Origin of the sequence: Paenibacillus puerhi (assembly GCF_009846885.1) — a bacterium.
Classification (GTDB): domain Bacteria; phylum Bacillota; class Bacilli; order Paenibacillales; family NBRC-103111; genus Paenibacillus_G; species Paenibacillus_G puerhi.
This window is the reverse complement of sequence record NZ_WUWM01000023.1, coordinates 62,896-75,793: the sequence shown is the minus strand read 5'-3', so window position 1 is coordinate 75,793 and position 12,898 is coordinate 62,896. Positions and strand designations below refer to the sequence as shown.

Annotated in this window: 12 protein-coding genes and 1 pseudogene; 11 read left to right on the top strand and 2 right to left on the bottom strand. The window is 55.0% G+C overall.

The window, feature by feature from the left end; genetic code table 11:
• Positions 1-8 precede the first annotated feature (8 nt).
• The 5 genes from pknB to spoVM all read left to right on the top strand — a co-directional run bounded on the left by pknB (position 9) and on the right by spoVM (position 4,520).
• Positions 9-2,192 carry a Stk1 family PASTA domain-containing Ser/Thr kinase gene (gene pknB, locus GSF01_RS20010; RefSeq protein WP_159887065.1) on the top strand — a complete coding sequence of 728 codons (2,184 nt, stop codon included), beginning with the start codon at positions 9-11 and terminating at the stop codon, positions 2,190-2,192.
• Positions 2,192-3,130: a ribosome small subunit-dependent GTPase A gene (gene rsgA / locus GSF01_RS20005; protein WP_159887064.1), complete on the top strand. Its 939-nt coding sequence runs from the start codon at positions 2,192-2,194 to the stop codon at positions 3,128-3,130. Before pknB ends, rsgA begins: the two co-directional genes overlap by 1 nt.
• A gap of 2 nt (positions 3,131-3,132) precedes the next feature.
• Complete coding sequence (rpe, locus tag GSF01_RS20000) at positions 3,133-3,792, top strand: ribulose-phosphate 3-epimerase (RefSeq protein ID WP_159887063.1); 660 nt, start codon at positions 3,133-3,135, stop codon at positions 3,790-3,792.
• Positions 3,793-3,800: 8 nt separating this feature from the next.
• Positions 3,801-4,049, top strand: a complete 249-nt coding sequence (locus GSF01_RS19995; RefSeq protein WP_159887062.1) for a hypothetical protein — start codon at positions 3,801-3,803, stop codon at positions 4,047-4,049.
• Between the two features lie 390 nt (positions 4,050-4,439).
• Positions 4,440-4,520, top strand: coding sequence for a stage V sporulation protein SpoVM (gene spoVM / locus GSF01_RS19990; RefSeq protein ID WP_014652194.1), 81 nt, complete (start codon positions 4,440-4,442; stop codon positions 4,518-4,520).
• Positions 4,521-4,714: 194 nt separating this feature from the next.
• On the opposite strand, the gene rpmB is transcribed toward spoVM, so the two are convergent.
• Positions 4,715-4,903, bottom strand: a complete 189-nt coding sequence (gene rpmB / locus GSF01_RS19985) for a 50S ribosomal protein L28 (RefSeq protein ID WP_054798201.1) — start codon at positions 4,901-4,903, stop codon at positions 4,715-4,717.
• A gap of 342 nt (positions 4,904-5,245) precedes the next feature.
• On the opposite strand from rpmB, the gene GSF01_RS19980 reads away from it, so the two are divergent.
• The 5 genes from GSF01_RS19980 to GSF01_RS19960 all read left to right on the top strand — a co-directional run bounded on the left by GSF01_RS19980 (position 5,246) and on the right by GSF01_RS19960 (position 10,901).
• Positions 5,246-5,608 carry an Asp23/Gls24 family envelope stress response protein gene (locus tag GSF01_RS19980; RefSeq protein WP_159887060.1) on the top strand — a complete coding sequence of 121 codons (363 nt, stop codon included), beginning with the start codon at positions 5,246-5,248 and terminating at the stop codon, positions 5,606-5,608.
• Positions 5,609-5,667: 59 nt separating this feature from the next.
• A complete protein-coding gene (locus GSF01_RS19975; RefSeq protein ID WP_159887059.1) occupies positions 5,668-7,488 on the top strand; it encodes a DAK2 domain-containing protein in 1,821 nt (606 codons plus the stop codon).
• A gap of 33 nt (positions 7,489-7,521) precedes the next feature.
• The gene (locus tag GSF01_RS19970) at positions 7,522-8,376 is read left to right on the top strand and encodes a DegV family protein (protein WP_159887058.1); all 855 of its coding nucleotides are present in this window, start codon (positions 7,522-7,524) and stop codon (positions 8,374-8,376) included.
• A 63-nt stretch (positions 8,377-8,439) separates the two neighbouring features.
• The gene (gene recG / locus GSF01_RS19965) at positions 8,440-10,494 is read left to right on the top strand and encodes an ATP-dependent DNA helicase RecG (protein ID WP_159887057.1); all 2,055 of its coding nucleotides are present in this window, start codon (positions 8,440-8,442) and stop codon (positions 10,492-10,494) included.
• A gap of 119 nt (positions 10,495-10,613) precedes the next feature.
• Positions 10,614-10,901, top strand: a complete 288-nt coding sequence (locus tag GSF01_RS19960) for a stage VI sporulation protein F (protein WP_159887056.1) — start codon at positions 10,614-10,616, stop codon at positions 10,899-10,901.
• A gap of 161 nt (positions 10,902-11,062) precedes the next feature.
• Here the strand turns inward: GSF01_RS19960 and GSF01_RS29785 are convergent.
• Positions 11,063-11,329 (bottom strand): annotated as a pseudogene (locus GSF01_RS29785) (glycosyltransferase); the annotation flags it as partial.
• Positions 11,330-11,422: 93 nt separating this feature from the next.
• On the opposite strand from GSF01_RS29785, the gene GSF01_RS19950 reads away from it, so the two are divergent.
• Positions 11,423-12,769, top strand: coding sequence for a right-handed parallel beta-helix repeat-containing protein (locus GSF01_RS19950; protein WP_159887055.1), 1,347 nt, complete (start codon positions 11,423-11,425; stop codon positions 12,767-12,769).
• Positions 12,770-12,898: the final 129 nt, after the last annotated feature.

The following is a 12,898-nucleotide window of genomic DNA, read 5'->3' as shown; positions in this document are numbered from 1 at the left end:
GGAACGGAATGATCGGCAGACAGCTAGGAGGAAGATACGAAGTTCTCGAGCGGGTCGGCGGAGGCGGAATGGCTATCGTATATAAAGGCTTGGACATGCTCCTGCATCGCCATGTGGCCGTAAAAATACTTCGTCAGCAGTATGTGCACGACGAGGAGTTCATCCAGCGCTTCCGCCGGGAAGCTCAGGCAGCCGCTTCCTTATCCCACCCGAATGTAGTCAGCATCTATGATGTCGGTCAGGAAGAAGATATCCATTACATAGTCATGGAGTATATCGAGGGGACGACGCTCAACGATCTGATAAAAGCGCGAGCTCCGCTGCAGGTGGAGGAGGCCGTTCATATTGCCGGCCAGATCTGCGACGCTCTCGACCATGCTCATCATAATCAGATCATTCACCGCGATATTAAGCCTCACAATATTCTGATCGGCAAGAACGGACGCGTCAAGGTTACGGACTTCGGAATCGCGCGGGCCGTTACTTCCTCTACGATTACTCAGACCGGTTCTGTGGTCGGCTCGGTTCATTACTTCTCGCCGGAGCATGCCAAAGGTACGCCGACCGGGGAGCAGTCCGACCTGTACTCGCTGGGCATCGTGATGTACCAGATGCTGACGGGCCGCTTGCCTTTCCTCGGAGAAAGTCCGATCAGCGTGGCGTTGAAGCATCTGCAAGAGGATGTAGAGGAGCCGCGCAAGGTTAACCCGCTGATCCCGCAAAGCGTGGAGAACGTCATCCTGCGCGCGATGCGCAAGAGTACGTCGGAGCGCTATCGCTCGGCGATCGATATGCTGGCGGATCTGGAAACTTGTCTGCTTCCGCATCGGCGCAATGAGCCGAAGGTCAGCTTCTTGGACGAAGACGAGCTGGATGAGGAGCGGACGCGCGTGATGCCGGCGCTTCGGCCGGGAAGCTATGAGATCAGCCGCTCGTCAGCCGGCCCTGCCGGTCAGGCCGAGGATGAGGAGGAAGAGGCGGAGGAGCCCCGCCGGAAAAAACGCTGGGTCAAGCCCTTCATCCTGATTATCGTGATGTTAGCTTTGCTCGGTGGAATGTGGGCCGCCGTCGGTGAGGTCAAGAAACGGGTAGCGATTCAGACGGTTGACGTTCCTTATGTGGTCGGCAAAACACTAGTGCAGGCTCAGCAGGAGCTGTTGAATGCGGGGCTTGAGCCGGAATACGAATATGGGAAAGACGGGAATAATTCGCCCAAAGATACCGTGTTCAAGCAGAATCCTGAAAATATGAAGGTCAATGCAGGAACTAAAATAAAGCTTTCTGTCAGTCAAGGGCCGGATAAGTTAAAAATTCCCGATCTGAGCAAGCTGCAGCTGAGCGACGCTAAAGCGCAGCTGATGGATATGGGTATTCCGGAAAAGAACATTGTGGTCGATCCGAAATTTTTGGATGTCGAGGCGGACACGGTCGTGGCCCAGCAGCCTGAAGCGGCGACCGAATTTCTGGATCCAGCGGCGGTCATGGTCAAGCTGACCGTGTCGCAGGGGCCGGAAAAGGTGAAAATGCCCAACCTAATCGGCAAAACAGAGAATGAAGCCAAAAATCTGATTCAGGTGAGCAAATTGAAGCTGGCCAAGGATGGTATTACTCAGGAAGCGAGCTATAAGCAATCCAAGGGCAAGGTCATCAAGCAGTTCCCTTACGATCCGAACGCTGACGTGCCCCCGGGGACAGAAGTATCCATCACGGTCAGCTCGGGCTTGCCGCCTGAAGCAGGACCCATGTCGGTGGATATTCAGATCAAGCCGGCTGCAGAGGGCAAGCCGTCCAAGATCAGGATCATGCTGACGGATGCGGTCCACGATACGCCATACGAATATCAGACGCTATCGAACGTAACGAATACGGAGATGCTGCAGGTGAAGCTGGTCGTCTCCCCGGATAAGAACGCTGTTATTCAAGTCGAGGTGGATGGCAGTACGGATGATCTGATTACCGTGACCTATCAGGATTACAAAATGCAAAAAGACGGGAAGCCTGTCGCTCCGGACACCGGCGCGCCGATTAGCGGGGCGAGCACGACGACAGGGAACTCCGCCAAGCCGTCAACGGAGGGGAAACAGCCATCAGGGACCGGCGGCAACGGTGGGACGCAGCCGCCTGCAGGCGGAACCGACGCGCCGGCCGGAGGGTCAGGAGCGAATAATACGACGGGAGGCCGGACTTCATAATGCCCAACGGACTGATCGTCAAGGCTTTGAGCGGTTATTATTATGTGCTTCCGGAGCATGCGAACGAGCTCGAATCCATTCAGTGCAGGGCCCGGGGGGTGTTCAAGAAGCGGGGATTGTCCCCGCTTGTCGGGGACCGCGTCGGCTATGAGCTGACCGATAACGGAGAGGGGACCGTCACCGAAATTTTTCCCCGTTCGTCCGAGCTGATCCGCCCTCCGATCGCCAATGTCGATCAAGTGGTTCTCGTGTTTTCGGTAAATGAGCCGGCCTTGAACTTACCGCTGCTGGACAAGTTCCTGGTTCATACCGAAAGTGCGGGGCTGGATACCCTGATCTGCCTAACCAAACGGGATCTCTGGTCAACCCCGGATTCCGGACTAGCTCAAGACACCCGGCAGCAGGAAGCGGGCGATACGGGAGAGCTGGGCCAAGTCGTACGCCTTTACGAATCGATAGGGTACTCGGTTATTATGACGAGCGCCAAAGAAGGCATCGGCGTCGATCAGGTGCTGGATCGTTTAGCCGGGCGAATCAGCGTCTTCGCCGGACAGTCGGGCGTAGGCAAGTCGTCGTTGTTGAACGCGATGATTCCGGGACTGGGTCTGGAGACTAACGAGATCAGCATGAAGCTGGGCCGAGGCAAGCATACGACCCGTCATGTCGAATTGCTGCGTCTGCCGGGCGGCGGGATCGTCGCAGATACACCCGGATTCAGCCAGCTTGACTTCTTGCAGGTAGATGCGGAGGGACTCGGAGCTTGTTTCCGGGAGTTCGCCCCGTATGCGTCGCAATGCCGCTTCCGCGGGTGTCTGCATCTGCATGAGCCTGACTGCAAAGTGCAGGAAGCGCATGAGCAAGGCTTGATAGCCGCTTCGCGCTATTCCAGCTATCAACAATTTCTCGAAGAAATTCGAGATCAAAAAAGGAGGTATTAGCGTTGCTGCGCATTGCACCATCCATATTATCTGCAGATTTTTCCAAGCTCGGCGCTGAGGTCGCCGATGTGGAGCGGGGCGGTGCCGACTGGCTGCATGTCGATGTCATGGACGGACACTTCGTACCCAATATCACGTTCGGTCCTCTTGTGGTCGAAGCGCTTCGCCCCCATACCAGCTTGCTGCTCGACGTCCATCTGATGATCGAGAAGCCCGACCGTTATATAGCGGATTTTGCCCGTGCGGGAGCCGACCTCATCTCCGTCCATGCAGAGGCTTGCCAACATCTGGACCGTACGCTGCATAGCATCAGAGAGTCGGGCGTGAAGGCGGGGGTCGTATTGAATCCGGCCACTCCGCTTACGGCGATCGAATATGCGCCCTTGGAGCTCGTCGATCTGGTGCTCGTCATGACGGTTAACCCGGGTTTCGGTGGTCAGAGCTTTATTCCCGGTATGCTGGGCAAGATCAAAGAGCTGCGGGAGCTGCTTGACGGCAGGGGCTTGTCCCATGTCAATATCGAAGTAGACGGCGGGATTAATCCAAGCACGGCCCGTCAGGTGATCGACGCGGGGGCTAACATTCTGGTCGCAGGCAATGCGGTATTCGGACAGCCGGATCGAGCGGCAGCCATCCGGGCCATTCGCGGGGAAGGAAGCTGATCGGCCTCATGCGTGTGTTGAAAGTCATCTTGTTCGGCATGTTATGCGGAGGTCTGATCTTTGTTTTCTCGATCTGGGATGATCTCTTGAAGTATGTTTTCTCGCTCGGGGCGCTTTACATAGGCTACCAGTTTTTTACCCGCAACGATTCCCGCGGTATGAGAATCGGCTTTGTATGTGCGTCCGTAGGCTTTTATTTCATCTATGTTTTTTTCTATGCCATCTATCAATTTATCCAGCTGTCTCCCCCGGTCTAGCGCTTCGCTGCCAAGGGTTTGCCTGGGACAAAAAATAGCATAATCAGCCGATTGTCGGCATAACATGGTTACAAAAGTTGAAAGGCTTTTGTAGCCTTTTTTTGTGGACTGAACCCCCGGAAACCGGTTTCGGAATGGAGAAGCTATGAAGCGGCTGCTGACCTAAGGATTCAAGTCACGTTTTGGCGGGCGGCGGAATATACTTCTGAGGAGGCGGTGGCGCGGGCAGTGCCCGTACGGGCGGAAGGCGGCTGCGCAGAGGCGAAGAAAGGCTCCGCATCCGGCCTGCCAGTGACAGAGCATAGCGGGAGAGATGCCCGGAGAAGCTAGGCCGCGGTAGACCTGCTGACGAAGCGGCGTTGCAAGCAAAGCTTGGAAGGAGGGTGCAAAATGAAATTTTACACAATCAAGCTTCCGAAGTTCCTGGGTGGATTCGTGAAGGCGGTACTGAATACATTCAGCAAGAACTAGAGATTCCGCGGCTTAGGAAGAGAAGCGGCAGACAAGGCGGCCTATTCGTGACCTCGTAGAACTACGCCATCCAACTCCACTAGCTCGGGCGTGTTTACTATCCTCGAGCCGGCCGTCCCTTCAGCGGCCTCCGGGGAGGGAAGCCAACAAAAAAAGCACCTGAGGCCAGGTGCTTTTTGTCTGCAAGCGAAAAGTTACACACGGGTAACTTTACCGGATTTCAAAGCCTTGGTGCTTACCCAAACACGCTTAGGCTTGCCGTCCACCAGAATACGAACCTTCTGGACGTTGACTCCCCATGTGCGTTTTGCTTTGTTGTTGGCATGGGACACATGGTTACCGGTGCTAGGACTTTTGCCAGTGATAAAACATTTGCGGGACATATATTACACCTCCTTACAACATGCGCACTCATAAACATACTCGAATATCATAGCATAGAGCGATTAGGCCGTCAATGTAACGCAGGCGAATCTTACCGTAGTCCCAGGTTGTTTGTTTATTTCTTTTTATAATTAGTGTACAATGAAACAAAAGCTTTTAGAGGGCGTGTTTACAAAATCAACATTTCTCCTCAGTGAAGTTTGCAAGCTTTGATGCGGTGCCTCGTGTTAGGTGGCCTCTTGATCCGTGAGGGCTGCCGGAGCTGTTCTTGGCGCCTTCTCAGACGACTGGTATCTATACACATAGCCCATCGTATTTCAATTAAAAGGAGAGTTCTGGAGATGGCTATTGAGCTGGCTTCACCATACGGGAAAATTTACGTGACGGACGATGTTGTCTCTATACTTGCCGGATCGGCCGCGCTTGATTGTTACGGCTTGGTCGGAATGGCCTCGCGCAATCAGTTCAAGGACGGGATCGCCGAGCTGCTGCGCCGGGACAATCTCAGCCGCGGGGTCGAGGTACACCGCGACGATAGCGGAATACTAGCCATCGATCTTTATATAGTCGTCAGCTATGGCACGAAAATATCCGTCGTTGCCCATAACGTACAAACCAAGGTTAAATATATGCTGCGCGAGGTGGCTGGGCTTCAGGTCGAAGCTGTCAATATTTTCGTTCAAGGCGTACGTATTGCGCAATAAGACTACTACGGCAGCACGGCGACCGGCAGACGGCGCGGCAGGGAACAGCAGGAAGGGGAATGGTCTTTTTGAGTAAGCGCTTCATTGAAATAGACGGAACGGATTTTATCCGCATGGTGGAGGAAGGAGCACTCCGGCTCCGGATGAATGTTGACCGGGTCAATGCGCTTAACGTTTTTCCGGTTCCGGATGGAGATACAGGCACGAATATGAATTTGACATTGACCTCAGGGGTCGAGGAGCTGCGCCGCAAGCCATCCGTTCATCTGGGTAAGGCGGCTGAGGCGCTTGCCAAGGGCTTGCTGATGGGAGCCCGCGGCAACTCGGGGGTCATCTTGTCGCAGCTTTTCCGCGGCTTCGCCAAAGCGGTAGCCGATCAGGAGACGGCCCAGGCGCAGACGGTGGCGGCCGCGTTCCAGAATGGCGTCGATATGGCTTACAAGGCAGTCGTCAAGCCGGTCGAAGGGACGATCCTGACCGTCGCCAAGGAAGCGGCGAAGCATGCCGTAGCAGCGGCCAAGCGGCAGACGGATGTCGCGGCCGTGCTTGCGGAGCTGGTCCGCCATGGGCAGGATGCGCTTAACCGCACACCGGAGCTGCTGCCTGTGTTGAAGCAGGTCGGGGTAGTCGACTCCGGCGGACAAGGCCTTATGCTGATCTATGAAGGGTTTTTGTCGGTGCTGGAGTCGGAGCAGGACATTGTAGAGCCTGCAGATATGCCATATGTGGCCTTCGGAGCCGTACAACCGCTGGGAGATTTGGTGGAGTCGGTGAAGCCGTCGGCCTCTATGTCTCCTTATGCCGGCACGGAGCCTAGGAGCGCACAGGCGCATATGGCCACCGAGGATATTGAATACGGCTATTGTACCGAGTTTATGGTGCGTCTGGACACGGCAGGACCCGATTCACAGGTGTTCGATGAAGGCAGATTTCGAGATGAGCTGTCGGAGTTTGGAGATTCGCTGCTCGTGGTAGCGGATGACGATATTGTCAAGGTACACATTCATGCCGAGTACCCGGGCACGGTCATGACGCACGCGCAGCGATACGGGCAGCTTAGCCGGATCAAGATCGAGAACATGCGGGATCAGCACACGCATATTCTGGAATCGGAGATGCATGCGGGAGGACAAGGGAGCGCCGTACATGCGGAATCGGCAGTCGCCTCATCCGCTGCTCCCCCCGCCTCCGAGACAGAAGTCTCCGCCCAAGATGTGGATAAGCCCTACGGGTTCGTAGCCGTCTCGGCCGGCGAAGGGCTAAGCGGCATCTTCGTCAGCCTTGCGGTCGACAAAGTGCTGCATGGCGGGCAGACCATGAATCCAAGCACCGAAGATATTGTCAAAGCGGTGTCGGAGGTAAAGGCCAGGACGGTGTTCGTCTTGCCGAATAACTCGAATATCATCATGGCCGCGCAGCAGGCGGCGGAGCTTATCGAGGATAAAACTCTGATCGTCATCCCGAGCAAGTCTATTCCGCAGGGCATTGCTGCGGTCATTGCCTTCCAGGAGGACGCAGCGCCGGATGAGAACGAAGCGGCTATGAAGCTGGCTCTCGGGCAAGTTCAAGCGGGACAGGTAACTTACGCGGTCCGGGACACGCAGATGGACGGTATCGATATCAAGCAAGGGGATTACATCGGCATTCATAACGGCAAGATCGTCGCTTCCGATCCTGATCTGTTCGATTCCTGCAGCCGACTAATCGACAGCCTGCTTGCAGATGGAGCAGAAATTCTAACCCTGTATAAGGGCTTGGACGCCGAGAACGAAATGACTCAGCGTCTGGTGGACTATGCGCAAGGGGCATACCCCGATGCTGAGGTAGAAGTGCATGACGGCGGACAACCGCTTTATTATTACATCATCTCGGCGGAATAGACAGCCGGAAGATGAACGGTCAGGGGGAGGCCTATGAGCCAAGTACGTATCGTTACCGACAGTACCTCGGACGTCCCGGCGGAGCTGCGCAAGGAGCTCGGCATCGAGATGGTGTCGCTTCAGGTGTTGTTCGGCACCGAAGCTTTCCGCGATGCGGTAGATATTAGCCCGGATGCTTTCTACGAGCGTCTGGCAGGATCCAAGGTTTCGCCGACGACGTCGCAGCCTTCGCCTGCCGAATTTATGGATGTATACCAGAGGCTGGCGGATATGGGCGAGGGGCCTATTATATCCATACACTTATCTTCGGCGATGAGCGGTACGTACCAGTCGGCGCAGCTTGCCAAGTCGATGATTGAGGACAAGGCGGATGTGACGGTAATCGACTCCAAGTCAGCCTCCTACGGCTTCGGCTTGCTTGTCGTGGCGGCCGCAGAGGCGGCCAGGCAAGGGAAAAGCAAGGAAGAGATAGTGGCATTGATCGAGAGATTGCGAGAGGGCACGAATATTTATTTTCTTGTCGATACTCTGGAATATTTACAGAGGGGCGGTAGAATCGGCAAAGCGGCTGCCCTGGTCGGTTCAATTCTGAACATCAAACCGATTTTGTCGATCAGCGATGATGGCCAGGTCCATTCGGTCGATAAGGTTCGCGGTAGTAAGAAAGCGATAGCCCGCATAGCGGAAATGCTGCAAAAGGACTACGGAGACCGGAAGGTTCGTTTGGCTCTCGCTTATACGACGGGGCGGGAGAACGTGCAGGAGCTGGAGGCGCAGCTGAAGCCTCTGCTTCAAGTCGAGAGTATCATTTATACTCAGATCGGCTCCGTGATCGGCACGCATACCGGCCCGGGAACGATCGCCGTATTCGCCTTCCCTGGAAGCTAGTACGCGCTGAATAAGCGTGTGTTAAGAGATTTTGGGGGAGCCATTATTTAGGAGTGACTGACCATGTCTATTGATTTATACAGCGTTCCGGTCAGTCAAGTCGTCGGCGTGAAAGGCAAAAAGCTGGAGGAGCTGCACGCGCTTGGGATTTCAAGCGTGGGGCAGCTTCTTGATTATTATCCCTTCCGTTATGAAGACTACACGCTGCGCGACTTGACCGAGGTGAAGGATGGAGACAAAATTACGGTTCAGGCCAAGATTATAGGATTGCCTCAAGTGCAGATGTATGGCCGTACGAAATCCCGCATGACCTGCAAAGTGATGGTGGACACTTGGTTTGTAACCACCGTCTGGTTTAATCGGCATTTCATGAAGGACAAGCTGACGAACGGGACGGAAATCGTCTTAACCGGTAAATGGGATCAGAAACGCTCGCATCTGACGGTGACGGAAGCTGAGTTTCCGGGTCAACGGGGCTCCCAGACGGGGACGCTGCAGCCGGTATATTCCTTGACGGCCGCGCTGACGCAAAAGTGGTTTCGGCAAATTACCAAGCAGGCGCTGACCCAATATGCCGAGTTGATCCCCGAGGTGCTGCCGCCGGAGCTGATCCGAAAGTATGAGCTGCTGCCTCGAAAGACGGCGATTGGCTTGCTGCACATGCCCGGCCAGCTTGCGCAGGGGCAAAAAGCACGGCGGCGTATGGTATACGAGGAGCTGTTTCTGTTTCAGCTCAAAATGCAAGCTTATCGGGCGCTGAATCACAAACGGGCCGATGGGGTGGCCCATCCTGTGGACCTGCCCGCCGTTCGCGCGTTTGTTCGTTCGCTCCCGTTTACGTTGACCGATTCCCAGAAGAAGGTAACCGCTGAAATTCTGGATGATTTGCAAAGACCGTATTGCATGAATCGATTGCTTCAGGGCGATGTAGGTGCGGGAAAAACCGTCGTTGCCGCGATATCGCTGTTCGCTGTCGTTAAGGCTGGCTATCAAGGGGCGCTGATGGTACCGACTGAAATCTTGGCGGAGCAGCATAAACGCTCTCTAGACCGGCTATTCGAGCCTTACGGGATTCAGACGGCGCTGCTGACCGGAAGCTTGACGGCCCGGCAGCGTAGAGAGGTGCTGGGCTCCATGCAAATGGGGCTGGTCGATATCGTCGTCGGCACACATGCGCTTATCCAGGAGGACGTATTTTTCCGCGCACTGGGGCTTGTTGTGACCGATGAGCAGCATCGCTTCGGGGTTAATCAGCGAAGCGTGCTGCGGCGCAAAGGAATGAATCCCGACGTTCTATCGATGACGGCGACGCCGATCCCGCGCACGCTGGCGATTACGGCGTTCGGGGATCTCGATGTTTCGACGCTGCGTGAGCTGCCCAAGGGACGAAAGCCGATTTTAACCTATTCGGTGCCTCATTCGATGCTGGAGAGGGTACTCGGTTTTATTAATCGAGAGGTAGAGAGCGGGCGTCAGGCCTACGTGATCTGTCCGCTGATTGAGGAGTCGGAGAAGCTGGACGTTCAGAATGCGATCGATATTCATGCCCAGCTGCAATTTGCATTTCCCGCTTATCGGGTGGGGCTTCTGCATGGGCGTATGACTCCGTCCGAGAAGGACGAGGTCATGCGCGAATTCAGTGAAGGGCGCGTTCAGGTGCTCGTCTCGACGACGGTCATCGAGGTCGGGGTCGACGTGCCGAATTCCACGCTGATGATCGTATACGATGCAGACCGATTCGGGCTATCGCAGCTCCATCAGCTGCGGGGGCGTGTCGGACGAGGGGAGCACCAATCGTATTGCGTGCTGATCGCCGATCCGAAGAATGAGGTCGGCAAGGAACGAATGAAGGCGATGACCGATACGAACGACGGCTTTGAGATCGCCAGGCGCGATCTGGAGCTGAGGGGTCCAGGCGATTTTTTCGGGACGAAGCAAAGCGGGGTGCCTGATTTCCGTCTTGCCGATATGGTTGTCGACTTCGATACGATGGAGCAGGCGCGCGACGACGCGGCAGAACTGGTCAGAACGACTGAGTTCTGGACCGGAGCCCCTTACCTTCCTCTGCGGGCTTTCCTCCAGCGGGAGCATATCTTCGATAGCGACCTATTGGACTGATCCGCCGGCAGCCTAACGATACGAATCCCCATAAATCGGTACACATGGTCAAGCCCTCCGTCATAGACTTACTTTGTAGGGTTAGGTGACAAAGTCGGAATGGAACGGAGGTGCGCACCGTGAGCTATCTCAAATACGGTTTCGATCCTGTCCAGATCGAACGGATCAAGCAGAAGATGAAGCATCCGGAAACGAAAGAGCGGGTGAAAATGATTCTGCATGGCGTAACGAAGGCTGATCTGCAGGACAGAATCAAGGTTCGCCGGTTCGTTGGCATGCTGACAAAGGCGCTCGGAGAGAAAGTGACGGACCAGCAAACGGAGCATTTGGTGAATTTCGTCATTTCGCAGCGAATCGATCCGAACAATACGTTTCATTTGATTAAACTGTGGGCGATGTTCCGCTAGGCTTCTCATTCAGGAAGGAGCTATCTTCCAAGAGGCCGTACGCAAAAGGGACCGGAGTTTGTATCCGGTCCTTTTTTGCGTGCTGTGATTGCGCTGGCCTGCTTCTTCGACTAAAATTTTTGCGGAAATTGCTGGATTATCCCTCTCGACAGCGTGTCGGCAAATGTAGCGATATCGTCGGCATTGCGATGCCAAGCTTCGTTTTGCTTTTTCAGTTCCGCCTGGTTGCCCTTTTTAGCAGCGTCAACCACTTTCCCGGCGATACGAATGTGCTCCTTGAGCAGTCCAGCCAGCTTATTTCCAGCTTCGTCTCCATAGTACGGTTTGATCGCGTCACCGATGTCCTGTTGATTTTTAAGCAGCCTGTCCAGGACGTCCTTCTGATCATCCAGCCCCGCAATGGCGCTTACGATGTAGCTTCTAGTCCAGAAGGGAAATTTGTTTAACTCTTAATTGTAAAAAGAGTAGGGGAAAGCTATAATTTTTATAGATAACTAGAATTTGACTATTGGGGGGATCGCATGTCGATGGATTCGGATTCTTTGCGGGAGAAAAGATGGTCTCGCCGCAAGCTGATTGCCGCTATGGGGACGACGGCGGCTGGACTCGTGCTCGGCGGAGGGAGTTTGCAGCCGGTGGCCGCGGCCGCTCCGCTATCTTCCATACCTGGAGCTAGCGGCGGGGCCGCCCCCGGATGGCTGAACGTGAAGGATTACGGAGCGAAAGGTAACGGCCATCCTTATGATAATGACGCGCCAGCTATTCAAGCCGCTATTCATGCTGCGGGTAGGGGGCGGTTTGGCGGTACGGTCTACTTGCCAGCAGGCAAATATCGGGTTGAATCCAGCCTGGTCCTGTTATCCAATGTTCAGCTGGTGGGAGACGGGATTGGAGCTACTACGATTATTTCAGGCCAAGTAGGAATTCCGATTATTATTGGACATCAGCTAAAAAAGGCGATGATCGAGCGTCTTTCGCTTGAAGGGTTCGGTACGCTTACGAACACGACGATGGAGCTGATCGAGCGCGGGGTCGACCTGAAGGATTCCGAGCAGGTGACTGTTCGGAATTGTTCCTTTTATTGGATCGCGAGCGGGGTAGGGATAAGAAACTGCCGCCAGATAACGGTGGAGGACTGCATGTTCGAAAAATTGAACTCCACCGAGAGCGCTTCCCAGGAGTATGGCATCTTTATGGAAGCGGGAGAACGAAACTCCTTGCAAAACAACCGCTTCAAACAGTTGGACAAGTCCTGCATTTATGTATCGGCAGGCAGCTCTCACTCGGTTATTGCCGGCAATGTGGCTGAGGAGTGTAAGGCGGCGCTCGTTACGGTTTCGTCTCCACTTCAGCCTTGCACGCATCTTCGAATCGAAGCCAATCAGGTGCTTTCCGCCGGACTGCCCAAAGGGGAAACGAACGGCAAGCATGGGATCGTGCTCCGCGGTTACTGCGCCGATAATGTGATTGCAGGCAATATGATCGCTAGAATGGGGGAAGCCGGCATTTTCCTGGAGGGAGATGCCGCTGCGGCTACAGAGCGTCCGCAGGGCAACCTGGTCACCGGCAATCAGCTAACCGACTGCCCTACGGGCATTGCACTGATGAACAGCGACGCCAACTCCGTGACCGGTAATGACGTACGTCGGTCCAAGGTAGGTATTCGTCTGGCAGTGTTAGGCGAAAAAGCCGGCTCGGTCTGCCGGGATAACGTCATCTCCGGCAACACGCTGTTCCGCTGTAAGGAGGCGGGTATCAAGATCGCTTCGACACGCTGCCGGTCCAATGCGGTATTCGGCAATGGCGGCACGGGCAATGGCGAAGCCATCGAAGACGAAGGACAGGATACGATTCGCAGCGGGTTCTAACTAAGGAATGACTCAGAAGTCCGGCGCCCAGCCGGGCTTCTTTTGCGTTGTACGCATGAACAGGGCATACTATTAGAGCGATCTGAAAGTCCTGTAATACATAGAGGTCACGGCTAACGTAAGAAAAGG